The organism is Streptomyces sp. NBC_01571, from assembly GCF_026339875.1.
In the GTDB taxonomy this organism is placed as follows: domain Bacteria; phylum Actinomycetota; class Actinomycetes; order Streptomycetales; family Streptomycetaceae; genus Streptomyces.
This window is the reverse complement of the sequence record NZ_JAPEPZ010000001.1, coordinates 1,404,116-1,427,571: the sequence shown is the minus strand read 5'-3', so window position 1 is coordinate 1,427,571 and position 23,456 is coordinate 1,404,116. Positions and strand designations below refer to the sequence as shown.

Sequence of the window (23,456 nt, the reverse complement as noted above, 5' to 3'; positions counted from 1 at the left end):
CGGCCAGCATGAGGGGTGCGGGGCGGTGCGCGAAAGAAGGCACGGGGCAGGAGAGAAGGCGACGGACCAGGGTGCGGACAGGTGTTGACCACCGGGAAGCGCCACGGATAACTTCGCTCTACGGATTGTTGATTCCGTGAAGCGGAAAACAGGAGGGTGCGGGATGGGCAAGGGCCAGCAGGAGAACGTGGCGACGAGCCTCGCGGGCGCCGTCAGCGAGGAGATCAGCGCCTCCCTCGCCCCGGTCGACGCCGAACTGGAGCGCCGCTACCCCGGAGACCCCGGCACCCGGCAGCCCGTCCACACCGTGTACGTCCCCGCGGACGCGTTCACCGCCGAGACCGTCCGCTCCTGGGGCGACCGGGCACTCGCGGCCCTCGACGAGCACGCCCCCGACGCCGCCTCCTTCGCCGCGGTCCTCGGCCTCGCGGACGACCTCGCCGGGCCCGTGTACGACCGGGTACGGGCCAAGCTGGAGCGGGAGCCCATCGAGGACCTGCGCGTCGACTTCGAGGACGGCTACGGCCGGCGTCCGGACGCCGAGGAGGACGAGGCGGCGGCGCGCGCGGCCCGGCTGATCGCACAGGCGTACACCGACGGTACGGCGGCTCCGTACATGGGTATCCGCATGAAGTGCATGGAGGCATCGGTCCGGCGTCGGGGGATCCGTACGCTCGACGTCTTCCTCACCGGTCTGATGGACGCGGGCGGCCTGCCCGACGGGCTGGTCCTCACCCTCCCCAAGGTGACGTACGCGGAGCAGGTCACCGCGATGGTGCGGCTGCTGGAGGAGTTCGAGAAGGCGCGCGGTCTCACCCCCGGGCGGATCGGCTTCGAGATCCAGATCGAGACCAGCCAGTCGATCCTGGCGACCGACGGCACCGCGACCGTCGCCCGGATGATCCAGGCCGCCGAGGGCCGCGCCACGGGTCTGCACTACGGCACCTTCGACTACAGCGCCTGCCTCGGCGTCAGCGCCGCCCACCAGGCCAGTGACCACCCGGCCGCCGACCACGCCAAGGCGATTATGCAGGTCGCCGCCGCCGGCACCGGCGTACGTGTCTCGGACGGCTCCACGAACGTGCTGCCGGTCGGCCCGACGGAGAAGGTGCACGACGCCTGGCGACTGCACTACGGCCTCACCCGCCGCGCCCTGGCCCGCGCCTACTACCAGGGCTGGGACATGCACCCGGGCCACATCCCGACCCGCTACGCGGCCGTGTTCGCCTTCTACCGCGAGGGCTTCGAGCAGGCCGCCGGGCGCCTGGCCCGCTACGCCAACCGCACCGACGGCGACGTCATGGACGAACCCGCCACCGCCAAGGCGCTCAGCGGTTACCTTCTGCGCGGTCTGGACTGCGGCGCCCTGAACATCGCGGAGGTGGCCCGGCTGGCGGGTCTGACGCGGGCGGACCTGGAGGGTTTCGCCGCGCCGAGGCGCGGAGACCTGACCGCCTCGGCGAAGTAGAGCGTTCCGCGGGCTACGCCGGCTCGGGCCGCGCGGGGAACGCGGGCAACGGGGGGGGGGAACCGCCGACGGGGCGCCCTCCGGAGGACACGGAGGGCAGCCCCGGCCTGTCGACGTGTACCTCGCCGGTCCGGACGCCGTGGTGAGCCCCTCCTCGGCGAACAGCCGACCGCCTACGTGGGCCGCCGCGGTGTCCCGCACGACGGCTCGGCGTGCCCCGCGCTTCCCGGCGGACGGGCGGCGGCAAGGCACCACTCACGCAGCACGCCCGGCGGGTGGACGAGCGACACGGACACGTGCCCACTCCGGCTCACCCGGCCCGAGACGCCGGCCGTGGTGTTCCCGACGCGTGCCCGCACAGGGTGACCGTGCCGCCCACCCCGTACCGGGCCGTCCTGAACCGGAGTCGGGCGGGGCCGGTGTGGGAACCGGCCGCGAGGATCGGCACGTGACGCTCGTACATCCGGCGCGTCAGTGGCAACAGCCGCTCACCATCGGGGAGTCGGTGCCTTCGGGCCACGCACCCGGGTGACCCGGCGGGTGCGCGAGAGGTGTCGCGGCGGGACCGGGCGCTCGGAGGACGCGCGGGTGCGGACGGCCACGGCTCAGGCCGAGGGCGGCAGTTCACCCGAGCCGCGGGTGATCAGACGGGTCGGCAGCTCGATGCGTTCCGGGGTGAGGAGGGTGCCGTCGAGCTGGCGGAACAGGCGGTCGGCGGCGGTGCGGCCGAGGGCGGCGGCGTCCTGGGCGACGACTGTGACACCCGGCTGGAGGAGGTCCGCGAGCTCGATGTCGTCGAAACCGACCAGGGCGACGGGACGTCCGTGCTCGGCGAGGACCCGGACCACGGTGACCGTCACACGGTTGTTGCCCGCGAAGATCGCGGTGACCGGGGAGTCGCCCGAGAGCATCTCCTCCGCCGCGTCACGAACCCGCTCGGGGTCCGTGACGCCCAGGGACATCCAGGCGGGCTCGACCGCTATGCCCGCGTCCTCCATGGCCGCGCGATAGCCGCGCAGCCGCTCGGCGGCGGTGTGGATGCGGGGCATGTCACCGATGAAGCCGATCCGGCGGTGACCGTGGTCGATCAGATGGGTCACGCCGTCCCGGGCCCCGCCGAAACTGTCCGAGAGGACCACGTCGGCGTCGATCTGTCCCGCCGGGCGGTCCACGAACACGGTGGCCACGCCCGCCTTGATCTCGGGTTCGAGGTAGCGGTGGTCGTCACCGGCGGGAATGACGACCAGGCCGTCCACCCGGCGCGCGCACAGGGCGAGGACCAGCTCCTGCTCACGCTCCGGGTCCTCGGCGCTGGAGCCGTTGATGAGCAGCGCCCCGTGGGCACGGGCCACCTCCTCCACCGCGCGGCTGAGCGGGCCGTAGAACGGGTCCGCGAGGTCCTCCAGGACGAGGCCGATGCTCGCGGTGCGGCCCTTGCGGAGCACCCGCGCGCTGTCGTTGCGCCGGAAACCCAGCGCGTCGATGGCCTCCTGGACCCGGCGCTCGGTGTCCGGGGTCACGCCCGGCTCGCCGTTGACCACGCGTGAGACCGTCTTGAGACCCACGCCGGCACGCGCCGCCACGTCCTTCATGGTCGGGCGGTTGCCGTAACGGTTCTCGGATCGGCGGGCGGTCTCTGCCACGATGTGCTGTCCTGTCCTGTCGTCCACGGGGATGCGGTCGTTCCTGTCGTCCCCGGTGATGCGACGGTCCATGGGGATGTATGAGGATGTGGCGTCGAGCATAGAGCCTGGACAACGTTGTCAGATGCGGGAGACACTGTTCACCGCATTCTCCGGCCTGCGCTCCCCATCGCGAGACCGGTCCGCCCTGTTTCGCAAGGTTCACCAGGAGAACTGACACTGATGCACACCGACCTCGTGGCCGCGCTCGACATCGGCGGCACCAAGATCGCCGGAGCGCTCGTGGACGGCCGCGGCGGGATCGTGCTGCGCGCGCAGCGCGCGACGCCCGCGCAGGAGGACGGCGACACCGTCATGGGGGCCGTGGAGGCCGTGGTCGGTGAGCTCACTCTCTCCCCGCTGTGGAGCAGGGCCGCGGCCGTCGGCATCGGCAGCGCGGGCCCGGTGGACGCCTCGGCGGGCACCGTGAGCCCCGTGAACGTGCCGGGCTGGCGTGGCTACCCGCTGGTCGAGCGGGTCCGCAAGGCCACGGGGGGTCTGCCCGTCGAGCTGATCGGCGACGGCGTCGCCATCACCGCGGCCGAGCACTGGCAGGGCGCCGCCCGCGGTCACGACAACGCGCTGTGCATGGTGGTGTCGACGGGAGTCGGTGGCGGCCTCGTCCTGAACGGACAGCTGCACGCGGGCCCCACCGGCAACGCGGGCCACATCGGGCACATCAGCGTGGACCTCGACGGCGACCTCTGCCCGTGCGGCTCCCGTGGCTGCGTGGAGCGCATCGCGAGCGGTCCGAACATCGCTCGGCGCGCCCTGGAGGGCGGCTGGCGGCCCGGACCCGACGGCGACACCTCGGCCGCCGCGGTGGCCCACGCCGCCCGCGCGGGCGATCCGGTGGCGGTGGCCTCCTTCGAGCGGGCGGCCAGGGCGCTCGCGGCGGGCATCGCGGCCACCGCGACCCTGGTCGAGATCGACATCGCCGTCATCGGGGGCGGTGTCGGCAAGGCGGGCGACGTGCTCCTCGATCCGCTGCGCAAGGCGCTGGGCGACTACGCGACGCTGTCCTTCGTGCGGCGGCTGACCGTGGCGCCCGCGCTGATGGGCACGGACGCCGGTCTGGTCGGCGCGGCGGCGGCCGCGCTCCGCAAGCAGCCGAACGAGACGGCCGCGCGGGTCGGCGGCTGAGAGCCGCGGGCCGGGTGCGTGGAACGGGGTGACCGGTCGGGATGACCGGTCGGGGTCCGGTCGCCGCGGCAGTCGGTGACGCGGTTCTCCGGTCGGCCCTTGGGCCCGGTCAGCCTGTCGGATCCGTGTGTCGGTCGGTTCGGTTTGTCGGTCGGTTCGGTGTGCCGGTCGGTTCGGTGTGTCGGCCGGTCCGGTGTGCCGGCCGGTTCGGTGTGCCGGTCGGTCACGTCGTTCACGCGGTCGAGAGGCCGGTGGGCGGCTCACCCTTCCGGGAGAGCCGCCCACCCACTCGGCCGACCCGGTGGCCGACCGGCCTTCCGGTCGTCGCGGTCGGGCCGCTCAGCGGGTCATCGGGCCGCTCAGCAGGTCAGCTGCGCGTCGGCCCAGTCGGCGTGGTCCGAGTCGATCCCGTCGCCGCCGTCGGTGACGACCAGGCGGACCACCTGGGCGCCGCTCACGTCGGCCGAGAGCGGCCGCGCGGGCATGGTGTTGGTGAGCACCCCGGTCGAGGCGACCTCGGTGCCGTCCGCCCAGATCTCGAAGGCGACGGTGCCCTTGTCGCCCTTCTCGTCGTCGACTCCGACGTCCGCGGTGACGGTCTCGCACTTCTTGCCGGTGTAGTACTCGACGGCGCTCGCGGCGTGCACACCGAGACCCTTGGCATGGACGACACCGCCGACGGTGATCGGATGACCGTCGTCCGCGGCGCTCTCGCCGTTGCTGGTGTTGCGCTCGACGGGGCCGTACCCGTTGGCCGCCGACATCCATGGCAGGTCGCCGAGGGAGGAGACGCCGGAGGGGGGAGGCACGACCACGGAGGCCGTCACGGGCAGCACGGTCTCGACGCGCACGCCGCGCGGCGAGCGGTACGTCGCCCGCAGCGTCAGGTCGTACGATCCGGTGGCGGTGCCCTCGGGCACGGTGAGCCGCCACTTCGTGCGCAGCGAACGGCCGGTCGGCACCGTCGGCGCGGTGGTTGGTGACGCCGCCCTGATCGTCCAGTCCGCGGGCCCGCCGAGCGTCACGGCGACCTGGCGCGCCGTCGTGCGGCCGAGGTCCGTGACCGTCGTCGTCAGGGTCGCCGGGCTCCCCGCTTCCACCAACGGGGCCCCGCCCAGACCGAGTTCGACGGCGGGCGGCTGCTCGGCCCAGCCGTGTCCGGCCGAGACGCGCAGGAGCACCGTGCCGTGCGCGGGGACGGTCGCGGAGATGCCGCCCGCGGTGTTGTAGGTCCGGTGCTGCCACAGGTCGCGCAGGGTGTAGGCGGGAGCGGCCGGCAGTCCCACGGCCGCCGCCGTGGTGGCGATGCGCTGTGCGCTGCCGGTCTCGTTGAAGAGCGCCACCGCCCGGCTGCCGTCCTTCATCTCCTTGGCGATCACCCAGCGTCCGCCCTCGGAGGAGAGCACGGTGCCCTGTTTGCCGAGCGGGTCCTGGTCGACCGCCACGACGTCCTTGTTGGCGAGGATGTCGAAGGTGGCGGGGGTCGCCTTGCGCAGGTCGGAGCCGATGAGCAGCGGTGCGGCCATGACCGACCACAGAGAGAAGTGCGAGCGGTACTCGGTGTCGGTCATCCCGCCGTTGCCGACCTCCAGCATGTCCGGGTCGTTCCAGTGCCCGGGACCGGCGTACGGGGCAAGGGGCAGGTTCTGCTTGAGGATCGACAGCATCGAGCCCCAGTTGTCGCTGATGTCCCCGGTCGTGCGCCACAGCTGTCCGACGTCCGACGCCCATTCCCAGGGCTTGTTCTCCCCCCACTCGCAGATGCTGTAGACGATGGGGCGCCCGGTTTCCCGGGAGGCGGCCCGCAGCGCGTCCCGCATGGTCGTGTACCGCAGCTTGGCGTCCACGCCCTGGTTGTTGCAGTTGTCGTACTTGAGGTAGTCGACGCCCCAGTCCGCGAACTGCCGGGCGTCGCTGTACTCGTGGCCCAGGGCGCCTGGGAAGCCCGCGCTGTCGCACGTCTTCGTGCCGGCGCTGGTGTAGACGCCGAGCTTGAGCCCCTTGGCGTGCACGTAGTCGGCGACCGCCTTGATCCCGTCGGGGAACCGGGCCGGATCCGCGACCAGCTTGCCGTCCGCGTCCCGGGAGGGCAGGGCCCAGCAGTCGTCCAGGTTGACGTACTGGTACCCGGCCTCCTTGAGGCCCTTCTCGACGAAGAGGTCGGCGATCCCCTTGACCATGCTCTCGTTGAACTCCTCGCGGCAGTGCGTGGAGTTCCAGTTGTTGAAGCCCATCGGCGGGGTGAGAGCGAGACCGTCGACCGGGGCCGGGGCCAGGCCGGGGGAGGCCAGGGCCGGTGTGGCGAGACCGGTCGTACACAACAGTCCTGCGACGAGCGCTCCGACCAATCTGCTGCGGGTTGTGCGGGTGTGAAGGTGACGCATCGTTACGTTCCTCCGAGCTCGCGAAAGACGAGATGTCTGCATGTCCGCGACAAGCGTGCGCGTTTACGGTAGGACGTGTCTGAGTCTGTTGGAAGAGGAGGGCGAGAACTGTCCGATATCCCGTCAGAACCCTTGACGGCGCCACAGTGTGGGGAGGGGATCCGAACCTCGCGTTCGGTTGTGTTGGTTGGCGCTCGGAGGGGGTGCGTGGCGCAGCCGTCGCCCGGAGGGCATGGCCGTATGCGAAGGCGCGCCGGGACATCGGAGGTCCTGGTGAAACTCCATCGGCGCAGGGTGACTTGAACCCGACGCGACGTCGCCCTTCGCTGACACGCAGACCCGCCCGCCGACCGAAGGCCGCTAGTGCCGTGACTCACAAGGTTCACCGGGTTGGGGCAGGCCAGTAGGCGGGAAGCGTGTAGCGCCAGCCCGGGCGCCACGCAGGTGGGGCTTCGAGCAGGTCATCCAGTGATGCTCCGGTGAGCAGACAGTCCAGAGCCCATCGGTTGGCCGAGTGGGCGATCAGCAGGATCCGGCAGCCGTCCCAGTCTGTGGCCAGGTCATGGAGGAATGCGTCGGTGGCCGCCAGGACCTGGCGGTAGCTCTGTCCGCCTGGGAAGGGCTCGTCGATCCGGCGGGCCCGTTGGGCGGCGATGAGGATGGCGGATGTTCCGTTGAGGTCGCCGTAGTTGCACTCGCGTAGTCGGATGTCCTGATGGATCGCGGGCTTGCCGCCGGGGAACGCGATCCGGGCGGTTTCCACGGCGCGATGAAGGTCGGAGGTGAACACGGCCGCGAGCGCGTCGCCGCGTCGGCGCTCGCCTAGTTCCCCGGCCTGGCGACGGCCCAGTTCCGAGAGCCGGCCCGGGAGCCAGCCGGTAGCGATGCCCGCCTGGTTGTCGGTGGTGGTGGAATGAGTCTCGTAGATGATCTCTACTGCCATCGGAGGCTCTCTTCTCGGTGGGTCAGGCCGCTTCGGCGAGTGGGCGGCCTCCCCAGCCGATGCCCTTCTCGCTTCGGATACGGGCCCGCTCGCGGCGCTGGGCTGCCAGCACGTCGGGGTGACGGGCATTCATATTGCGCCAACGCAGATGGGACTGCAGGGCCCGGGTCTGCACGGTGTGGTTGCGGTGGTCGGAGTTCGCGATGGTGAACTCGTCGTTAGTACTGAGAAGGCGGGGACGGCCTCCCGCCCATCGAGGGTCCAGGCAGGCCAGGCCGATCTCATTGAACCGGTGGATCACATCCCGGACGGTGTCCTCGTCGGCCTGCACCAGTTGGGCGATCACCGGGACCCGGTTCCCGCCGGCAGACGCCAGCAGCATCATCGCGCGTCGGAAGCGCACCGAACTGGTGCTGCCCCGGCGCACGATCTGCTGCAGCTTCTGCCCCTCCTGGTCAGTCAACCCGCGCACGCGACAGGCTCAGCCACCGCACCCCCAGCACTCCGATCGGACGTCACCGCACATTCAACCGCCCCGACCACCAACCCGGCGAACCAATGCGGTCAGAGCGCTAGCGGTGGTTTGTTAAACCGGGCAGTAGAGATCAATGGGTCTGCCGCTGCCGACGGTGTCGATCAGTTCCTGGAGTGCTGGGGGCGGGGGCCTCCTCGACCATGCCCGCCAGTAGCGTTGCAGCGTGGCCCAGGGCGTCAGCCAGCCACGGACGGCCCGGAGTGCCTGGGGCCAGGAGGCCGGCTGGGGCTGCTGGGGCCCGGGTTCTCCCCCTCTCTAACGGGTCTGACAGTTGGTCAAGTTGGGGTGGCTGGTCGGTTGCAGGGGGCGTGGGTGGGGCGAACCAGGTGTTCCAGCAGAAGCTGAATGCGCAGTTCACGAGGGTCTGGTGGCGCCGGATCGCAGTGTCGGAGCGGACCTGGAAGTCCGCCCAGCCGAGTTCGTCCTTGACTTGTTTGGAGCTCTGCTCGATCCAGTGTCGGATGCCGTAGATCCGGACGACTTCGTGCAGGTCGGCGGCGGGTTCGGGGCTGTCGGCCTCTCGGGGGCCGCCGGGGCGGGGCAGGTCGGTGGCCAGGTACCAGGTGGACTGTGCGGGCAGGGTGGCCGGGTTGGTGGTGGCCACGACCAGGCGGACGTTTCCGTCGGGGCCCCACCAGCCGAGACGGGCGTCTGCTGCCCACCAGGTTTCGGTGTGCCCGTCGCGGAAGGTCCGCTCGACAGCAGTCCAGTCGCCTGGGTGCAGGGGGTCTGTCCAGGTCAGGGCGCGGGCGGCATCGGCGGGGGTGTAGGCGTCTTTTCCGTAGGCCCAGGTGCCGTGGCTTGGTTTGAGGGCCATGACGAACGGCAGTCCGGCCGCGGCGAGTTGGCTGCGGAAACTGTCCTGGTCGCCGTAGGCGCAGTCGGCAGCCACCGCTCGGAAGGCTATTCCGGTGGCCTTGGCTGTGCGGGCCAGTTCGGCGGCGATCTGCAGCTTCGTACGGAAACTGGGGTCGCTCCTGCCTTTGGGGAAGTGATGGGCGGGGGTGTAGGGCACGGCGTGCAGGGGGTAGCAGAGGTTTTCGTCTGCCCAGCAGGTGGTCACGGTGACGATGCCGTTGTCGGTCTTGCCCAGCCGGCCCAGCCACTGCCGGCCGATGTGCGCGGTCGCCTTTCCGTCCTTGCGGTCGCCTGAATCGTCGATCACCAGCACGCCGCCCGAGTGCGGCGTGGTCACGGAGCCCGCCAGCAGCAGTGCCACCCTGCGGGCGTTGACCTGCTCCTGGTCCCACGTCGACTCGGAGAGGAAAAATTGGAGCCGCTGTACCGAAGCATGCTGGGCACCTGCGATGGGCTCGGTGCCGGCCAGGCAGGTCAGCGTCTTGTTGCGGTCTCGTGGCAACAGCAGCCCCACGAGGTACTCGCGGAACCCACGGCGCTGTGCCAGTGTGGAGAACAGGTCATCGAAGCGTGCGGCGTAGGCTTCCAGCGGGCCCGGAGCGGGTGGACACGGAACACGACGGGTCATCACAAGCTCCCCGAGCAGCGAGGCGACGTTCCTCTGCTACCGGCCTATTACGGCCCTGAACCGCCGTCAACAAACTACCGCTAGCGGGGGCCCCTTTCTGCCTAATAGGCGCTGTGGGTTGGCCGTTGAGCCAGTCCTGGCAGGGGCTGGGGAGACGTCTGGGCTGTCTTCGCAGCGTCCCGATGCCGGCCGAGGGTCGACCCGGGGCGATGGCGCCTCCCGGTCGCCCGCTAGGTCGTGTTGCGAAAGTCCCGCCTGCCTCGCGGCGCCTGGCACGCCCTCTCGCCGCACCGGGCGAAAACCCGGGTACGTCCAGTACGCGGGCTTCCGCCCGGCACGCCGAGAGCACGCACCAGACGCCGCGAGGCCCGCCCTCCGGACGGACGACGGGACTTTCGCAACACGCCCTAGACGCCTGCCGGGCGGCGGCCCAGGACGGGCTCGGCCAGGACCCGCGCCATCGGGCAGAGGGTCTGGCCGTGCCGGGCGAAGAGTTCGTCGCGCGAGTCGAAGTGACCGAGATCCGCCAGGACATAGGCCGAGAGGTCGCAGGCGGGGCCGGTGGCGGGGCAGGCCGTCGCGCCGTCCCAGTCGACCGCCGTCCTGGACAACGCCTCGAAGAGCGTCTCCGCGCCGGCGTTGGTGAAGCCGCCGCCGTGTCCTGCGCTCAACTCGTCCAGGCCGCCGAAGAGTTCCGAGGCCGCCAACCAGGGCGCGGTGGGGTGGTCGGCCGACGGCAGGCCCTCGAGGTGGAATTCCGGCCACGCGAGCAGTACCTGGTCGGGGACGATCCGGTGCAACCGCGGAAAGCGCGGATACCAGAACGTCCCGTCCACCAGCAGGCCGCGCACGCGCGTGGCCACCCCGGACGCCCGCGCGACGGCCTCGAGCACGGCCAGCCGCTGGCTGCACGATCCGCGGCCGCGGCGAAGCACCTCCGACACGGGCCGCTCGTCCTGCACCGAGTACACGGGCCGCACGTCCGCGACGATCCGTCGGTGGGCCTGACGCAGGGCCTCCCTCCGGTGGGCAACACCTGAGGCGCCCACCGGGGCCGCCTGCGTACCGATGCGCCGGAGCAACGAGGTGACCTGAGGATGCCGCCAGTCGAGGATCCGTGTCGGGGCCGTGCTCCCCGCCGCCGTTCCGCCGCCGGTCGTGCCGGTGCGGGTACGGCCTCGGGGCGTGAGAAGCGAGCTCGTCATGACCGTGGTCCTCTCGTCCGGCACCCTCCGGGTGACGAGAAGTATCGTGACAGAGAATTTGAACACGTTCAACTGTGGTGCGTGCGCGGTTGTCCCGCGCTGCCCTGCGCTCAACTGCTGGGCACGGGAGGCACGGCACGGTACGCACGGCAAGGCACGGCACCGCGCTGCGCTGTGCTCGACGTGTTCGCCAGTGCTCTGACCGCGAGCTGCAGGACGGACAGGCCTCGGTCGTCGCCGGCCTTCCGGGGGTGTTGGGGATCGCGGACGACGACTGGATGGCGCCGGGAACGGTGGAGTTCCTGCGGGCCTGGGCTGGGCATCCCGCCTTCCGGCTGGTCAAGTAGCCCGGACAGACCGCCGCGGAGGTGGTGCTGTGACCTGGAACGTTCGCCCTGTTGCCTGATCATGCCGCGAGCGGGTCGGTATCCCCAGCGAATGCCTTCTCGCCGCGGATGCGGGCGCGTTCCTTGCGTTCGGCGGCCAGGGCGTCGCGGTGGCGGGCGCTGACGTTGCGCCAGCCGAGGCAGGCGTGCAGGGTCCGGGTCATTGAACGCGTGGAGCACATCCCGGACCGTGTCCGCGTTGGACTGCACCAGCTGGGTGATCACCGGCACCCGGTTCCCGCCCGCCGAGGCCGGCAGCAGCATCGTCGCCGCCGGTAGCGAACCGAACTCGTGCTGCCCCGGCGCACGATCTGCTGCAGCCTCCGCCCCTCCTGGTCGGTCAGTCTGTGCACACGGACAGGCTCGGCCACCGCGCCTCCAGCAGTCGGATCGGATGCCAGCACCCGTCCAACCGCTACGACCGCCGCCCCGGTGAACCTGTGCAATCACAGCGCTAGCAGGGCTCGTCGAACTTGACCGCTGTGAGCTCCACGGGTTGGCCTCGGAGTGCGGCGCCGGCGGCCGGAGACTGGGTGCACACCTTCCAGTTGCTCTCGACCAGGATCCAACGGTGCGAGCCGGACGCGTCCTTGACCGTGAACGACGTGCCCGAGTCGAGCGCCGCCCGCGCCGCCTTCACCGACTTCCCCGTGAAGTCCGGAATCTTCCCGCCCGCCGTGGACGGGGCCGGCACATCCTTCGCCGGGCAGGTCTCGGCGACCTTCACCGCGCCGAAGTCCAGTGTCGTGTCGGTGCCGGCCGTCGTGCCGGCCCTCAGGTTCTGTGTGCAGACCTTCCAGTCCCGGTCGAGGATCTGGTGGCGGTCCCGGCCGAGCGAGTCGTGCGACTTCAGCGAGCGGAAGCCCTGCTTCTGTGCCTTGTCCTGAGCGGACTGCAGGCCCATGCCGACGAAGTCGGGCACTGTCTTCCGTTCGGCCGCTGTCGGTTTGCCGTCCTTCGGCGTCGAGGCCGCGGCGGTCGGAGTCGAGGTGCCCGTGGCCTTGCCGTCGTCCGTCGGCTGACAGGCGACGAAACCGCCGACGCCGACCGTGAGCAGAATGGCACTGATGATCCGGGTGCGCACGTATTCCCCCAAGTGGTGCTGGTGCAGACGGAATACACTGAACAGCATCGAAACGGCACACGGTGGGTTGCCGGGCCGAACGTCATCGACCCGTGACGGACGGGTGGTTCCGGGTGTCACGCGTGGCCGTGGCTCCTCACTCGCAGCCCACCCCGTCGCCGTCACGGTCGAGATGGCGGCCGTAGCCGGGGTCCCCGACGTGCACGGGAGCGGCACCCGCCGCACGCGCGGCGGTGCAGTTCTCGTAGTACACGGCGCTTCCGCCGCCGCTGCCACCACTTCCGCCGCTGTCGTCGCTGCCGCCGCCCGCGGCGGCCGGCCGTGCGGTGACCGTCGCGCGTACGGTCCTCGTCGCCCGTACCGTCACGGTGGCGGAGGGTGCCGCGGTGACCGTCTCGGTCGCGGTCTCCGTGGCGGTGGCGGTGACGGTGGGTGTCGGCCGGGTCCGGGCCGCGGCCGGCTCGGTGGAGCCCCCACCGCTGTTGCCGATACCGACCCCGACGAGAAGGGACACGGCGAGCGCGGGCACGACGTAGTTTGCGCGCCCAGCCCGGTGCGATGCGGACGTCGGCGGGCGGCGGCCCACCGGTGGGGCCCGCGTTGTACGGATTGGTCATGTCGTCCCCCCTGGGGTGTTTCGAGTGGGATGACGCTAGTAGCGTGAATGTGTCCGGAACGTGCGAGCGGATTTTGCGTGACCGAGCCGTGACTTGTCGTCACCGGGCCGTGACCCGCCGCCGGTTTCGGAGTTGAACCGGGCATGAAGAAGCGCAGCATGCTGGCCATCGCCTCCCTCGCCACCGGGTTCGTCGTCGCGGCGATCACCCCGTCCCACGCCCTCGACAGCAGCGCCCTCGGTGACCTGCACGTCGACGACACGCTCAGCTCCGTCGACCACACACTCAGCAGCGACAGCCTGGCCACGGACGACTCCACGCCGGACCGGAACGGCTGAGCCGAGCAGCCCGCGCGCGGCGCCGGTGCCCCCGCGGCGGGGTGTCGGCGACGCGCCGTTCGGCTCCCTCATCAGGGGCTGGTTTCCGTGGCAGGGTGGAGCGGGCAAGCCACAGGGGGCCAACAGAAGAGGGGGAACCGTGATCGTCTGGATCAACGGTGCGTTCGGTGCGGGGAAGACGGTCACCGCACGGGAACTGATCGACCTGATCCCGAACAGCACGCTCTTCGACCCCGAGGTCATCGGTGGCGGACTCACGAAACTGCTGCCGCCCAAACACCTCGCCGAGGTCGGCGACTTCCAGGATCTGCCGATCTGGCGGCGCCTGGTGGTCGACACCGCGGCCGCCATGCTCGGGGAGCTCGGCGGTGTCCTCGTGGTCCCCATGACCCTACTGCGTCAGGAGTACCGCGACGAGATCTTCGGCGGCCTGGCCTCGCGCCGGATCGAGGTGCGCCATGTCCTCCTCGCTCCGGCGGAAACGATCCTGCGCGAGCGCATCGCGGACCGGGAGATACCCGAGGACCTGCCGGACGGCGAGATACGGATGCGCCAGTGGTGCTACGACCACATCGAGCCCTACCGCACGGCGCTCGCCTCCTGGCTCACCACCGACGCCCACCTCGTCGACACCAGCGCCCTGACCCCGTACGACACCGCACTGCGCATCGCCGAGGCGGTCCGCACCGGTGGCGTGCCCGCCTGTGACATCGTGCAGACCCCCGAACCCACCTCCGAGACCCTCGCCGCGGGCGTACTCCTCTTCGACGAGCAGGACCGGGTACTGCTCGTCGACCCGACGTACAAGGCCGGCTGGGAGTTTCCCGGCGGCGTCGTCGAGTCCGGCGAGGCCCCCGCCCGTGCGGGCATGCGCGAGGTCGCCGAGGAGACCGGCATACAACTCGACGACGTACCCGGCCTGCTCGTCGTCGACTGGGAACCGCCCGCGCCGCCCGGGTACGGCGGTCTGCGCCTCCTCTACGACGGCGGCCTGCTCGGCTCCGACGAAGCCCGCCGACTGCTGCTGCCGGGACCGGAGTTGCGTGCCTGGCGCTTCGTCACCGAACAGGAGGCGGCCGACCTGTTGCCACCGGTGCGCTACGAGCGACTGCGGTGGGCGCTGCGGGCGCGGGAGCGCGGCGCCGCGCTCTACCTGGAGGCCGGAGTCCCGGTCGGCTGAGCCACCCGAGTCCGGTGCGCGGTGAGCGTGTTGACGGTGGATCGGTTCAAGGCGCGGGCTCCCGCCGCCGCGTGCGGCGGACATGCCCGCGACGCCGCGCCTCGCGCACGGCGCCGTGACTTCGCCCGGCGTGTGGCGGAAGGCCGCGCCTCGTCGTGAGGCGCGGCCCCCTCCTGGGAGTACTCAGCTCGCCGCGTACTTCTGCAGGAACAGCGCCTCCGCGACCGACAGACGCTCCAACTCGTCAGGCGAGACACTCTCGTTCACCGCGTGGATCTGTGCCTCCGGCTCGCTCAGCCCGATGAGGAGGATCTCCGCCCGCGGGTAGAGCGAGGCCAGGGTGTTGCACAGCGGGATGGAGCCGCCCTGGCCCGCCGACTGCATCTCCTCACCCGGGTACGCGACCGCCATCGCCTCCGCCATCGCCGTGTACGCGGGGCTGGAGGTGTCGGCACGGAAGGGCTGGCCCTGCCCGATCTGCTCGGTGCTCACCCGGGCGCCCCACGGCGTGTGCGCCTCCAGGTGGGCCTGCAGCAGCTTGGCCGCCTCGACCGCGTCCGTGCCCGGCGGCACCCGGAGGCTGACCAGCGCACGCGCGCCCGCCTGCACGGACGGAGTGGCGCCGACGACGGGCGGGCAGTCGATGCCGAGGACCGTGACGGCCGGGCGGGCCCAGATGCGGTCGGCGACCGAACCGGAGCCGATCAGCTCGACCCCGTCGAGCACCTTGGCGTCCTGGCGGAACGCCTCCTCGTCGTACTGCAGCCCCTCCCACCGCGCGTCACCGGTCAGTCCGTCGACCGTCGTCGAACCGTCCTTCGCGCGCAGCGAGTCCAGAACCCGGATCAGCGCGCCGAGCGCGTCCGGTGCCGCGCCGCCGAACTGTCCCGAGTGCAGGTTGCCTTCCAGGGTGTCGATCCGGACACGTACGAGGGTCATTCCACGCAGCGTCGAGGTGACCGTGGGCAGACCGAGCCGGAAGTTGCCGACGTCACCGATGACGATGGTGTCCGCGGTCAGCAGGTCCGGGTGCTCCTCGGCGTACCGCTCGAGACCGCCCGTGCCCTGTTCCTCCGAACCCTCGACGATGACCTTGACGCTCACCGGAACGCCGCCGTTCGCCTTCAGGGCGCGCAGCGCGAGGAGATGCATGACCAGGCCGCCCTTGCAGTCGGCGGTCCCGCGCCCGTACCAACGGCCGTCCCGTTCCGTCAGCTCGAACGGCGGAGTGGTCCAGGCCGCCTCGTCCAGCGGCGGCTGCACGTCGTAGTGCGCGTACAGCAGGACCGTCCGCGCGCCCTCGGGGCCGGGCAGGAAGCCGTACACCGACTGCGTCCCGTCCGGGGTGTCGAGGAGCGCCACGTCCTGGAAGCCCTCGGCACGCAGGGCGTCGGCGATCCAGTTCGCCGCGCCCTCGCTCTCGACGCGCGGATACTGGCCGAAGTCCGCCACCGATTTGAAGGCCACCAGTTCGGTGAGCTCCGCCTTTGCCGCGGGCATCAGCGAGGCGACGGTCTCGGCGACCGGATTCGACGACATGGGCACGCTCCTTGTGGGTGCGACGTTGTACTTCTGTGTACGGGTGACCGGGTGGTGCGCACGCGCGCACTGGTGTGCAGGGCGCATACGCTGCCGATCCTCCCACAGTGGCCTGCGGCGACGCCCGCCGTAGGATGCGGGAGACAGGTGCGGCAGACGGCTGGACTGGGAGCAGTAGACCATCGTGAGCAGCGAGAACTCTTCGGCGGACGACGGACAGATGGTGTGGGACGTCGTCGTGGTCGGCGCGGGGCCAGCGGGCGCCTCCGCCGCCTATGCGGCAGCGGTCGCGGGACGCAGTGTCCTGTTGCTGGAGAAGGCGGAGCTGCCGCGCTACAAAACGTGCGGCGGCGGAATCATCGGCCCCTCGCGCGACGCGCTGCCACCCGGCTTCGAGCTGCCGCTGAGAGACCGTGTGCACGCGGTCACGTTCTCGCTGGACGGCAAGTTCACCCGCACCCGGCGCTCCAAGCAGATGCTGTTCGGGCTGATCAACCGGCCCGAGTTCGACCAGCAGCTGGTCGAGCACGCGCAGAAGGCGGGCGCCGAACTGCGTACGGGCGTCACGGTGGCCCGGGTCGAGCAGCACGGATCGGCCGTGCCCGACCGGCGCACCGTCGCCGTCGTGCTGCAGGGCGGCGAGACGGTGCTGGCGCGGGCGGTGGTCGGGGCCGACGGCAGCGCCAGCCGCATAGGGGCGCACGTCGGGGTGAAGGTCGCCCAGGTCGACCTCGGCCTTGAGTCGGAGATCCCGGTGCCGGAGACCGTCGCCGAGGACTGGCAGGGTCGGGTCCTGATCGACTGGGGTCCCATGCCGGGCAGTTACGGCTGGGTGTTCCCCAAGGGAGACACCCTCACCGTCGGCGTGATCTCCGCCCGCGGTGAAGGCGCCGCCACCAAGCGGTACTTGGAGGACTTCATCGCCCGGCTCGGGCTCGCCGGCTTCGAGCCGTGCATCTCCTCGGGTCACCTGACGCGCTGCCGTGCCGACGACTCGCCGCTGTCGCGCGGGCGGGTGCTGGTGTGCGGGGACGCCGCGGGACTCCTGGAACCGTGGACGCGCGAGGGCATCTCCTTCGCGCTGCGCTCCGGCCGGCTGGCGGGGGAGTGGGCGGTACGGATCGCCGAGGCGCACGACGCGGTGGACGCCCGCCGCCAGGCGCTCAACTACGCCTTCGCCATCAAGGCCGGGCTCGGGGTCGAGATGAGCGTCGGCAAGCGCATGCTCACGGCGTTCGAGCGGCGGCCGGGCACGCTGCACGCGGTCCTGACCGGCTTCCGGCCCGCCTGGAACGCGTTCGCCCGGATCACGCGCGGCTCCACCACACTGGGTGAACTCGTGCGCTCGCACCCGCTGGCCGGGCGTGCCCTCACCGCACTCGACAAGTGAGCCGCCCCGGCGGTCCAGGCACGTCGCGGTCCGCTTGATCCGGGCGCGGAGGGCTCCCGCGCGGCGGTCTCGTGAAGGACGGCGGGCGTCGGATCGATGATCCGCGGGCGTCGGCCGGTCGGGCCGGGCGCGTGGGGCCGGTGGCCCGGGTGTGCCGGGGCGATGGTCGGGGCGCGTGGGGCCGGTGGTCCCAGTACTCGGGTCGGTGGTCCGGAGGGGCAGGTCGGTGACCCAGGTGTGTCAGGTTGTGGTCCGGATGAGCCGGGTCGGTGATCCGGACACCTCGGGCCTGGCACCTCGGGCCTGACACCTCGGGCCTGACACCTCGGGCCGGACGCCTCGGGCCGGACATGTCGGGCCGGACACCCTGCCGTCGGACGCCTGGGAGGCGTGGACCGGTCAGCCGCCGGTCCCTCGGTGGCCGGGGTTTCGGTGGCCGGGGTTTCGCGCCGACCCCTCCGCGGGCGATGCGGAGGCCGGCCGATTCCCGGGCAGCAGCGGTCAGTTCTCGACCACGACTCGGAAGACGGGGTGGTCGGGGGCGATGCGGCGCAGCTCCTCGTCGGAGGAGTCGGGACCGACCCCCTTGAAGAAGACTCCGACCTCGGCCTTCCAGCGCTTGAGGTACGCGCGCAGCAGCGGGACCTTGTCGTCGTCGGTGACCTCGGTCGCCGTGAAGACGTCGACCTGCTTGCCGAGGCGCAGCTCGCCACCGCCCGCGGCCCGCATGTTGTGCGTCCACTGGACGTGGCCACGCGCCGCGACCAGGTAGTGCTGCCCGTCCACGGTGAGCAGGTTGACCGGAGTGGTACGCCACTCGCCGCTCTTGCGGCCGCGGACGGCCAGGACCCGGGACCCCCAGACACTGAGGCCGCGACGGGTCATCCAGGCCACGGCCCGGTTGAAGACGTTGACCGTGAACCAGCCGGGCTTCTGGACATGCGTGGACATGATGACCCCTATCGAATGAGAGAGCGCCGCTCGCTTTTGTGAGCACTGCTCTCGCTTGAGAGCAGTCTGCACGAGATCAGTGATCCAAAGCAAGAGCGGTGCTCTCGTTTGTGTGCAGTGCTCTGGAAACGTGGCAGACTGCCTCCCATGACGACCGCACGAGGAGTACGCGCCCGAGCCAGGATCGAGGTCACCGCGGCCATCAAGGAAGAGGCACGCAGACAGCTCGCCGCGGAGGGGGCCGCCAAGCTCTCGTTGCGCGCCGTCGCCCGTGAGCTCGGTATGGCCTCCTCCGCGCTCTACCGCTATTTCCCCAGCCGTGACGACCTGTTGACCGCGCTCATCATCGATGCCTACGACTCGCTCGGCGAGAGCGCGGAGGCGGCGCATGCCGAGGCGGCGGCAGGCGGCCCGCGCGAGCGCTGGATCGCGGTCTGCGTGGCCGCGCGGCGCTGGGCGTTGGAACACCCGCACGAGTACGCGCTCATCTACGGTTCGCCCGTGCCCGGATACACCGCGCCGCAGACCACCGTCCCGGCCGCCTCCCGTGTGGGGCTGCTCCTGATCGGGATCGTCCGCGACGCCCACCGGGGCAGGGGCGTGGCCCGCACCCCGCTGCCCGCCGGTCTGCGAACGGAGGCACGGCGGTTGGCCGCCGACCTCGCCCCCGACCTCCCGCCCGAGACCGTCGTGGCACTCGTGGCCGCCTGGGCGCAGCTCTACGGCCTGATCGGCTTCGAGGTCTTCGGCCAGTTCAACAGGGTCGTCGAGGACCGGGAGGAGTTCTTCCGGCACGCGGCGGACCAGCTCGCCCACGGCGTGGGACTGGTGTACCCGGAGCCCGCGGGGGCAGCGGGCGGAGACGGCGGCCGGGCCGGCTCCTGAGGGAGAACCCGCAGGGGGGACGGACCGGAGCTGCGGGGGGATCCCGGTGGTGGCGGGGCGGTGGCGTGGGGTGCGGCCCGGTGGTGCGTCGGCCGTGAAGTGCCCCGCTCGGGTCAGTCGGTGGTCCAGGTCCGGCGCCCACGCCTTCCGGTAGTCCTCCAGCGTGAGGGTCTCCCGGTTGAAGATCTCGGGCTGGACGCGGTCGGTGCGGCCGGCGGCGGTACTCCGTGGGGAGTACGTGTGATCACCTCGTCCGGCTGACGCCGTCGGCGGACCGTGGCGTCTAGCGTGGCCGTCATGGAAGAGCAGCGAACCACCAGGTCCCCGGCGTGGGGCGGTGGACCGCCGTGGTGGCGGCACGGGCCCTCGGGGTGGACCGGGCCGCCGGGGTGGACCGGTGGGGATCCGGGGAACGCCGAGGGGCGCGCCGGCCGCCTGCCCTGGCGTTCCACCCTGCTGCTGACCGTCCTCGTGCTCGTCGGCTCGCAGTTCGCCGCGCACGCCCAGGAGGGAGATCGCGGGGCGCTCGACCACTTCGCCCGTGCGCTGTTGCTCGTGGGGTGCGGTCTGCTGCTGTGGCGGCAGCGTCGTCCGGTGCTCGTCGCCTTCGGCACGGCGGCGGTGACCCTGGTCTACCTGGGCGCCGGATACCCGTACGGGCCCGTCTTCGTCACGGCCGCCGTCGGCTGCTTCGGCGCGGTCGTGGCGGGACACCGCCGAGCCGCCTGGGCGGCCATCGGCCTGCTCTGGCTCGGCCATCTGCTCATGGCGCACTGGCTCTATCACTGGCTGCCGCCGACGGGGGACCGGGCTGTCTCCTGGACCCGGGAGATCGGCGTCGCCACCTGGGGCGTGGCGATCGTGGCCGTCTCGGAACTGGTCCGCGTCCGCCGTGAGCAGTGGGCCCGCGACCGCGCCGAGCGTGCGCAGGCCGCAGCACGGCGCGCCGACGAGGAGCGGCTGCGGATCGCCCGCGAACTGCACGACGTCCTGGCGCACAGCATCTCGGTGATCAACGTCCAGGCGGGCGTCGGCCTCGCGCTCCTCGACTCCGACCCGGAACAGGCGCGTTCGGCGCTCACCACCATCAAGGAGGCGAGCAAGGAGGCGCTCGGCGAGGTCCGGCAGGTACTCGCCACCCTGCGCGCGCCCGGTGACGCGCCGCGGGCTCCGGCGCCCGGACTCGACCGGCTTCCCGAGCTCGTCGAACAGGCGGCGGCCGCGGGCCTGACCGTCGAGGTCCGGGACACGCCCCCGAAGCTTCCGCCGGGCGTCGACCTCGCCGCGTTCCGGATCGTCCAGGAGGCCCTCACCAATGTCGTACGGCACTCGGGATCGCGGCACGCGCGTGTGCGGGTCGAGTCGTCGGGGGACACGCTGCGGCTGCGCATCGACGACGACGGGCCCGGGACCGGCGCCGACGCGGGCGGCAGCGGGCACGGGCTGGCCGGCATGCGGGAGCGGGCCGCCGCCCTCGGTGGCACGATCGAGGCGGGCCCGCGCGACGACGGCGGATTCCGGGTAGTGGCCGTACTTCCCCTTCAGGTCAAGGAGGACCGGTGATCCGCGTACTGCTCGCCGACGACCAGTCACTGGTCAGGGCAGGCTTCAAGGCGCTGCTCGACGCACAGGCGGACCTGGAGGTGGCCGGTGAGGCGGCCGACGGCGACGAGGCGCTGCGCGAGGTACGCGCACTGCGGCCCGACGTCGTTCTGATGGACATCCGCATGCCGGTGCTGGACGGGCTGGCCGCGACCCGTCGCATCACCGACGACCCGGACCTGAAGGACGTCAAGGTGGTCATGCTCACCACCTTCGAGCTGGACGAGTACGTCTTCGAGGCGATCCGCTCCGGTGCCTCCGGTTTTCTCGTCAAGGACACCGAGCCGGACGAACTCCTGCGCGCGGTACGGGCGGTGGTCGAGGGCGACGCGCTGTTGTCGCCGGGGGTGACGCGGCGCCTCATCTCCGAGTTCGCGGCCCGGTCGAAGGAGCCGGCGGCGGCTGGTCTCCTCGTCCAACTCACGGAGCGGGAGCGGGAGGTGATGGCGCTGGTCGGTATCGGTCTGTCCAACGACGAGATCGCGAGGCGACTTGTCGTCAGCCCGCTCACCGCCAAGACCCATGTCAGCCGGACCATGGTGAAGCTCGGAGCCCGCGACCGGGCCCAACTGGTCGTGATGGCCTACGAGTCGGGGTTGGTCCGGCCGGGGTGGCTGGGCTGAGCGCCGGCCGCGCGGCCGAAGCGGATCAGCACCGTGACCACACGTACGGCGAAGAGCGCGACGGCCAGCATTATCCCCGAAGTGATCAGGATCTTCTCGACGGCGAAGGGGAGATGGAACAGCAGCGCGGGGCCGGACACCGCCCCCAGGGCGAGCGCCGCCGCGAACGCCGCGCTGAACAACGCGTACCCGATCTCCACGGTGATCGCGTCCCGCTGGTCCTGCGTACGTGTCGGTCTCATCCGGCAAGTGTCCGTGCGCCGCGCCCGGCGGGCAAGGAATGCCCGGCCGGGCGCGTCGAGTTGGGAACGAAACGGGACGGATCGGAGCGGTCCGTGGGACCGCGTGGGCCGGTGGGGCCGGGGCGACGATGTGCCCGGGGGCCCGGCGGCCCGGCGGCCCGGCGGCCCGGCGGCCCGGTGGCCCGGTGGCCCGGTGGCCCGGCGGCCCGGCGGCCCCGGGGACCACTGGCCGGTGGCCGGGCGACCGGGCGACCGGGTCAGTCGCAGACGGGTACCCGCTCCTGCGACGTCTCCTGTACGGACCTGGCGACCACGACGGACCCCCGGGGGCGTCGCGTCCGCAGGCCCGGCAGGGTGATCAGCAGCCCGGCCACGGCGATGCCCGTGACCACGAGCAGGCCGGCCCGGTAGCTGTCGAGGACGGCCTGCGGGGAGGAACCCTCGGAGGAGTTCGCGGTCACGACAGCCGTCACGACCGCCAGGAAGATGGCGCCGCCCACCTGGACCGAGGTGTTGAGCAGGCCCGAGACCATGCCCTGTTCGTGGTCGTCGACGCCGTTGGTGGCCTGGATGTTGAGCGACGGGAAGACCAGCGCGCAGGCCGCGCCGATCAGCAGCATCGTCGGCAGGATCACCGCCGCGTACACCGGGTCGAGGCTGACGCGCAGGAACAGCGCGTAACCGACGACCATCAGCGCGAAGCCCACGGCGATCAGTCGCGGGGTACCGAAACGGTCCACCACGGAGCCGACCTTGGTCGAGGAGAGTGCGACCAGCGCGCCGGCGGGCAGGAAGGCGAGCGCGGTGTGCAGCGCCGACCACCCGAGCAGCGACTGCATGTAGAGCGTGACCAGGAACTGGAACCCGACGTACGAGCCGAAGAACGCCATCGCGCCGAGCTGGGCCCGGATCTGGCTGCCGGAGCGCAGCACCCCGAGCCGGATCAGGGGCCCGGGTGAGCGGCGCTCGACCCGGACGAAGACCGTGAGCAGGACGGCGACCGCGAGGAAGGACAGCAGCGTTCGGGCCGAGGCCCAGCCGGCTTGCGGGGCCTGGACGACGGTGAACACGAGCAGCAGCATCGACGCCGTGCCGAGAACTGCGCCCGGGATGTCGTAGCCGTTGTGGTCCTTCTCCCGTTCACTGCGCGGCAGGAGCTTCATGCCGACGAGGAGCGCGAGGAGCGCGATGGGCGCCGGCAGCAGCATGGTCAGGCGCCAGCTGGCCTCGGTGAGCAGGCCGGACAGGACGAGACCCATCGAGAAGCCGGTGGCCGCACAGGTGGTGTAGATCGACAGGGCGCGGTTGCGCAGCGGGCCCTCGGGGAAGGTCGTGGTGATGATCGACAGGCCCGCCGGCGCGGTGAACGCCGCGCTCAGGCCCTTGATGAAGCGGCTGGCGATCAGCAGCGGGCCCGAGTCGACGAGTCCGCCGAGCAGTGAGGCGAGCGCGAAGACTCCCAGGGCCACCAGGAAGACCTGACGGCGGCCCAGCAGGTCGGCGGTGCGGCCGCCCAGCAGGAGCAGTCCGCCGTATCCCAGGATGTAGCCGCTGACGATCCATTGCAGCGTCGAGGTGGAGAGATCGAGTTCGGAACCGATGGAGGGCAGCGCGACGCCGACCATCGACACGTCCAGCGCGTCCAGGAACATCGCGGCGCAGAGCACCAGCAGGGTGCCCCACAGTCGGGGGGTCCAGCGTCCCATGGACACGGGAGTGGTGAGCGGGGAGGTCATGACGGAGAGAGTACATGCACATGCATCCAATGCAAAT

At 71.5% G+C, this 23,456-nt stretch carries 21 protein-coding genes and 2 pseudogenes; 9 read left to right on the top strand and 14 right to left on the bottom strand.

The annotated features are described in order from the left end of the window. Window positions 1–163 precede the first annotated feature (163 nt). Window positions 164–1,468, top strand: a complete 1,305-nt coding sequence (locus tag OHB41_RS06435; RefSeq protein ID WP_266696973.1) for a DUF6986 family protein — start codon at window positions 164–166, stop codon at window positions 1,466–1,468. A 605-nt stretch (window positions 1,469–2,073) separates the two neighbouring features. Here OHB41_RS06435 and OHB41_RS06430 read toward each other — a convergent pair. After that, on the bottom strand, window positions 2,074–3,183 hold the full coding sequence (locus OHB41_RS06430) for a LacI family DNA-binding transcriptional regulator (RefSeq protein ID WP_266696972.1): 1,110 nt from the start codon (window positions 3,181–3,183) through the stop codon (window positions 2,074–2,076). A 150-nt stretch (window positions 3,184–3,333) separates the two neighbouring features. Between OHB41_RS06430 and OHB41_RS06425 the strand changes: the two genes are divergently transcribed. After that, entirely contained in the window at window positions 3,334–4,293 is a 960-nt protein-coding gene (locus OHB41_RS06425; RefSeq protein ID WP_266696971.1) for an ROK family protein, read from the top strand. A 359-nt stretch (window positions 4,294–4,652) separates the two neighbouring features. Here OHB41_RS06425 and OHB41_RS06420 read toward each other — a convergent pair whose 3' ends face one another. The 5 genes and pseudogenes from OHB41_RS06420 to OHB41_RS06400 all read right to left on the bottom strand — a co-directional run bounded on the left by OHB41_RS06420 (window position 4,653) and on the right by OHB41_RS06400 (window position 10,846). Then, on the bottom strand, window positions 4,653–6,677 hold the full coding sequence (locus OHB41_RS06420; protein WP_266696970.1) for an NPCBM/NEW2 domain-containing protein: 2,025 nt from the start codon (window positions 6,675–6,677) through the stop codon (window positions 4,653–4,655). A 382-nt stretch (window positions 6,678–7,059) separates the two neighbouring features. Continuing rightward, the gene (locus tag OHB41_RS06415; RefSeq protein ID WP_266696969.1) at window positions 7,060–7,620 is read right to left on the bottom strand and encodes a histidine phosphatase family protein; all 561 of its coding nucleotides are present in this window, start codon (window positions 7,618–7,620) and stop codon (window positions 7,060–7,062) included. A gap of 207 nt (window positions 7,621–7,827) precedes the next feature. Continuing rightward, a pseudogene (locus tag OHB41_RS52560) lies at window positions 7,828–8,092 on the bottom strand (helix-turn-helix domain-containing protein); the annotation flags it as partial. 133 nt (window positions 8,093–8,225) lie between these two features. Further along, complete coding sequence (locus OHB41_RS06405) at window positions 8,226–9,641, bottom strand: IS701 family transposase (protein WP_266696967.1); 1,416 nt, start codon at window positions 9,639–9,641, stop codon at window positions 8,226–8,228. 407 nt (window positions 9,642–10,048) lie between these two features. Then, window positions 10,049–10,846, bottom strand: a complete 798-nt coding sequence (locus OHB41_RS06400; protein WP_266696966.1) for a transglutaminase domain-containing protein — start codon at window positions 10,844–10,846, stop codon at window positions 10,049–10,051. 74 nt (window positions 10,847–10,920) lie between these two features. On the opposite strand from OHB41_RS06400, the gene OHB41_RS52275 reads away from it, so the two are divergent. After that, window positions 10,921–11,193, top strand: a complete 273-nt coding sequence (locus tag OHB41_RS52275) for a DUF6368 family protein (RefSeq protein WP_353962904.1) — start codon at window positions 10,921–10,923, stop codon at window positions 11,191–11,193. A 59-nt stretch (window positions 11,194–11,252) separates the two neighbouring features. Here the strand turns inward: OHB41_RS52275 and OHB41_RS06395 are convergent, their stop codons facing one another. From OHB41_RS06395 to OHB41_RS06380, 4 genes and pseudogenes are all read right to left on the bottom strand, one after another. Further along, on the bottom strand, window positions 11,253–11,396 hold the full coding sequence (locus tag OHB41_RS06395; RefSeq protein ID WP_266706562.1) for an integrase: 144 nt from the start codon (window positions 11,394–11,396) through the stop codon (window positions 11,253–11,255). Continuing rightward, a pseudogene (locus tag OHB41_RS06390) lies at window positions 11,392–11,603 on the bottom strand (IS630 family transposase); the annotation flags it as partial. The gene OHB41_RS06395 and the pseudogene OHB41_RS06390, both read right to left, overlap by 5 nt. Window positions 11,604–11,686: 83 nt before the next feature. Then, window positions 11,687–12,364, bottom strand: coding sequence for a Stk1 family PASTA domain-containing Ser/Thr kinase (locus OHB41_RS06385; protein ID WP_266696965.1), 678 nt, complete (start codon window positions 12,362–12,364; stop codon window positions 11,687–11,689). Window positions 12,365–12,452: 88 nt separating this feature from the next. After that, window positions 12,453–12,845: an excalibur calcium-binding domain-containing protein gene (locus OHB41_RS06380; protein WP_323138357.1), complete on the bottom strand. Its 393-nt coding sequence runs from the start codon at window positions 12,843–12,845 to the stop codon at window positions 12,453–12,455. Between the two features lie 231 nt (window positions 12,846–13,076). Here OHB41_RS06380 and OHB41_RS06375 point away from each other — a divergent pair, with 231 nt between their 5' ends. Together OHB41_RS06375 and OHB41_RS06370 are read left to right on the top strand one after the other, a co-directional pair. After that, entirely contained in the window at window positions 13,077–13,271 is a 195-nt protein-coding gene (locus OHB41_RS06375; RefSeq protein WP_266696964.1) for a hypothetical protein, read from the top strand. 139 nt (window positions 13,272–13,410) lie between these two features. Then, window positions 13,411–14,451 carry an NUDIX hydrolase gene (locus OHB41_RS06370; RefSeq protein ID WP_266696963.1) on the top strand — a complete coding sequence of 347 codons (1,041 nt, stop codon included), beginning with the start codon at window positions 13,411–13,413 and terminating at the stop codon, window positions 14,449–14,451. 183 nt (window positions 14,452–14,634) lie between these two features. Here the strand turns inward: OHB41_RS06370 and OHB41_RS06365 are convergent, their stop codons facing one another. After that, window positions 14,635–15,990, bottom strand: a complete 1,356-nt coding sequence (locus OHB41_RS06365; RefSeq protein ID WP_266696962.1) for a dipeptidase — start codon at window positions 15,988–15,990, stop codon at window positions 14,635–14,637. A gap of 184 nt (window positions 15,991–16,174) precedes the next feature. On the opposite strand from OHB41_RS06365, the gene OHB41_RS06360 reads away from it, so the two are divergent. Then, a complete protein-coding gene (locus OHB41_RS06360) occupies window positions 16,175–17,380 on the top strand; it encodes a geranylgeranyl reductase family protein (protein WP_266696961.1) in 1,206 nt (401 codons plus the stop codon). Window positions 17,381–17,881: 501 nt separating this feature from the next. Here the strand turns inward: OHB41_RS06360 and OHB41_RS06355 are convergent. Then, on the bottom strand, window positions 17,882–18,331 hold the full coding sequence (locus tag OHB41_RS06355) for a nitroreductase family deazaflavin-dependent oxidoreductase (protein ID WP_266696960.1): 450 nt from the start codon (window positions 18,329–18,331) through the stop codon (window positions 17,882–17,884). Window positions 18,332–18,478: 147 nt separating this feature from the next. Between OHB41_RS06355 and OHB41_RS06350 the strand changes: the two genes are divergently transcribed. The 3 genes from OHB41_RS06350 (at window position 18,479) to OHB41_RS06340 (ending at window position 21,441) form a co-directional block, all read left to right on the top strand. Then, the gene (locus tag OHB41_RS06350; protein WP_266696959.1) at window positions 18,479–19,216 is read left to right on the top strand and encodes a TetR/AcrR family transcriptional regulator; all 738 of its coding nucleotides are present in this window, start codon (window positions 18,479–18,481) and stop codon (window positions 19,214–19,216) included. A gap of 297 nt (window positions 19,217–19,513) precedes the next feature. Further along, window positions 19,514–20,779 (top strand): sensor histidine kinase, encoded by a 1,266-nt coding sequence (locus OHB41_RS06345; protein WP_266696958.1) that lies wholly within the window; start codon window positions 19,514–19,516, stop codon window positions 20,777–20,779. After that, on the top strand, window positions 20,776–21,441 hold the full coding sequence (locus OHB41_RS06340) for a response regulator transcription factor (protein ID WP_266696957.1): 666 nt from the start codon (window positions 20,776–20,778) through the stop codon (window positions 21,439–21,441). Before OHB41_RS06345 ends, OHB41_RS06340 begins: the two co-directional genes overlap by 4 nt. On the opposite strand, the gene OHB41_RS06335 is transcribed toward OHB41_RS06340, so the two are convergent. After that, window positions 21,402–21,683, bottom strand: a complete 282-nt coding sequence (locus OHB41_RS06335; RefSeq protein WP_266696956.1) for a DUF6332 family protein — start codon at window positions 21,681–21,683, stop codon at window positions 21,402–21,404. The two genes, OHB41_RS06340 and OHB41_RS06335, sit on opposite strands and share 40 nt — an antisense overlap. A 257-nt stretch (window positions 21,684–21,940) precedes the next feature. Then, entirely contained in the window at window positions 21,941–23,419 is a 1,479-nt protein-coding gene (locus OHB41_RS06330; protein WP_266696955.1) for an MFS transporter, read from the bottom strand. Window positions 23,420–23,456 lie beyond the last annotated feature (37 nt).

Coding starts and splice junctions, on each gene's coding strand:
- OHB41_RS06355 (WP_266696960.1), bottom strand. CDS start 18,331: ATGTCCACGCATGTCCAGAAGCCCGGCTGGTTCACGGTCAACGTCTTC.
- OHB41_RS06405 (WP_266696967.1), bottom strand. CDS start 9,641: ATGACCCGTCGTGTTCCGTGTCCACCCGCTCCGGGCCCGCTGGAAGCC.
- OHB41_RS06400 (WP_266696966.1), bottom strand. CDS start 10,846: ATGACGAGCTCGCTTCTCACGCCCCGAGGCCGTACCCGCACCGGCACG.
- OHB41_RS06345 (WP_266696958.1), top strand. CDS start 19,514: ATGGAAGAGCAGCGAACCACCAGGTCCCCGGCGTGGGGCGGTGGACCG.
- OHB41_RS06435 (WP_266696973.1), top strand. CDS start 164: ATGGGCAAGGGCCAGCAGGAGAACGTGGCGACGAGCCTCGCGGGCGCC.
- OHB41_RS06375 (WP_266696964.1), top strand. CDS start 13,077: ATGAAGAAGCGCAGCATGCTGGCCATCGCCTCCCTCGCCACCGGGTTC.
- OHB41_RS06350 (WP_266696959.1), top strand. CDS start 18,479: ATGACGACCGCACGAGGAGTACGCGCCCGAGCCAGGATCGAGGTCACC.
- OHB41_RS06330 (WP_266696955.1), bottom strand. CDS start 23,419: ATGACCTCCCCGCTCACCACTCCCGTGTCCATGGGACGCTGGACCCCC.
- OHB41_RS06385 (WP_266696965.1), bottom strand. CDS start 12,364: ATGCTGTTCAGTGTATTCCGTCTGCACCAGCACCACTTGGGGGAATAC.
- OHB41_RS06415 (WP_266696969.1), bottom strand. CDS start 7,620: ATGGCAGTAGAGATCATCTACGAGACTCATTCCACCACCACCGACAAC.
- OHB41_RS06335 (WP_266696956.1), bottom strand. CDS start 21,683: ATGAGACCGACACGTACGCAGGACCAGCGGGACGCGATCACCGTGGAG.
- OHB41_RS06425 (WP_266696971.1), top strand. CDS start 3,334: ATGCACACCGACCTCGTGGCCGCGCTCGACATCGGCGGCACCAAGATC.
- OHB41_RS06420 (WP_266696970.1), bottom strand. CDS start 6,677: ATGCGTCACCTTCACACCCGCACAACCCGCAGCAGATTGGTCGGAGCG.
- OHB41_RS06395 (WP_266706562.1), bottom strand. CDS start 11,396: ATGACCCGGACCCTGCACGCCTGCCTCGGCTGGCGCAACGTCAGCGCC.
- OHB41_RS06365 (WP_266696962.1), bottom strand. CDS start 15,990: ATGTCGTCGAATCCGGTCGCCGAGACCGTCGCCTCGCTGATGCCCGCG.
- OHB41_RS06430 (WP_266696972.1), bottom strand. CDS start 3,183: ATGGACCGTCGCATCACCGGGGACGACAGGAACGACCGCATCCCCGTG.